The following is a 1,556-nucleotide window of genomic DNA, read 5'->3' as shown; positions in this document are numbered from 1 at the left end:
GTCGCAGGCGTAGGACAGTTCGGCGCCGCCGCCGAGCGCGTATCCGCTGACCGCGGCGACGGTGGGCATCGGCAGCTTCGCGATGCGGTCGAACAGAGTGCGGTTGATGCCGGCGAACGCCTCATCACGGCCGCGTTCGCGCAGTTCGGCGATGTCGGCGCCGCCCGCGAAGTGCTCGCCCTCGCCGGTCAGCAGCATCGGCTTCGGTGTCGCCTCCACCGCCGCGCACACCTGGTGCAGTTCGGCGATCATCTCCGCATTGATCGCGTTGCGCTGCGCCGGCCGGTGCAGGGTGACGACCATGCGGTCGTCGCGGTCCTCGACCTTCAGCGTGTTCACGGCGCCTCGATCAGCATCGCGACGCCCTGACCGACGCCCACGCACAGCGTGGCCAGCCCGCGGCGGGCGCCTTCGCGTTCCATCCGACCGAGCAGCGTCAGCAGGATCCGCGCACCCGAGCAGCCCAGCGGGTGACCGAGCGCGATGGCGCCGCCGTCGGCGTTGACGATGCTCTCGTCGAGCTTGAGCTGCCGGATCACACCGAGCGACTGCGCGGCGAAGGCCTCGTTGAGTTCGGCGGCGCCGAGATCGGACACCGACCAGTTGGCCCGGGCCAGCGCCTTCCGGGTGGCCGGGACCGGGCCGAGGCCCATGATGTGGGGGGCGATGCCCGCGCTCGCGCTGGTGACGATGCGGCCGCGGACGGTCAGGCCGTACCGCTCGACGGCGGCCTCGCTCGCGACGACGAGGGCAGCGGCGCCGTCCGACAGCGACGACGACGAGCCGGCGGTCACGATGCCGCCGGGGCGGAACACCGGTTTCAGCGTGCCCAGCTTCTCCAGGGTGGTGCCCCGGCGCGGGGTCTCGTCGGCGGTCAGTTCCCCCTCGCGCAGCGGCACCGGGACGATCTCCCGGTCGAACCGGCCGGCGTCGACGGCGGCGATCGCCCGCTCCTGGCTGCGCAGCGCGAACGCGTCGCTCTCGGCGCGGGTGATGCCCTCGAGCGCGGCGACCTCCTCGGCCGTCTCGCCCATCGACAACGTCACCTTGCGGACGTCCGGTCCGGCCCCGGCCGGAACATCCGCGTCGGCGGCGGTGAACCGGGGGTTCGTGAACCGCCAGCCGAGCGAGGTGTCCGCCACCTCCCCCGGACGCGCCCACGGCGTGCCGGGCTTGGCCATCACCCACGGTGCGCGGGTCATGGATTCGACGCCGCCGGCGATCACGATGTCGGCCTCACCGCTGCGGATGGTGTGCGCGGCCGACGCGACGGCCGTCAGACCGCTCGCGCACAGCCGGTTCACCGTGTAGCCGGGGACACTGTCCGGCAGGCCCGCGAGCAGCACCGCCATCCGCGCGACGTCGCGGTTGTCCTCGCCCGCCTGGTTCGCGGCACCGAGGATCACCTCGTCGACGGCCTCGCCCGGGATACCCGCCCGGCGGGCCGCCTCGGCCACGACCAGACCCGCAAGGTCGTCGGGGCGCACTCCTGCGAGCGCTCCGCCGTACCGACCCTGCGGGGTACGGGCTCCGTCCACCAGAAACACTTCGGCCAC

The 1,556-nt window shown here is 73.4% G+C and carries 2 protein-coding genes; both read right to left on the bottom strand.

The features are described 5' to 3' along the window. Window positions 1-339 (bottom strand): enoyl-CoA hydratase/isomerase family protein (locus tag ACFU5V_RS43020; RefSeq protein ID WP_378707525.1); only part of this gene is annotated, 339 nt, incomplete at its 3' end. Next, window positions 336-1,556: thiolase family protein (locus ACFU5V_RS43015; protein ID WP_378707523.1), on the bottom strand; the 1,221-nt coding region annotated here is incomplete at its 5' end. The genes ACFU5V_RS43020 and ACFU5V_RS43015, both read right to left, overlap by 4 nt.

The sequence above is a fragment of the Rhodococcus sp. NPDC057529 genome (genome assembly GCF_042802055.1).
Taxonomy (GTDB): Bacteria; Actinomycetota; Actinomycetes; order Mycobacteriales; family Mycobacteriaceae; genus Rhodococcus_F.
The sequence above is the reverse complement of the archived record's forward strand: the minus strand, read 5'-3'. Positions and strand labels throughout refer to the sequence as shown.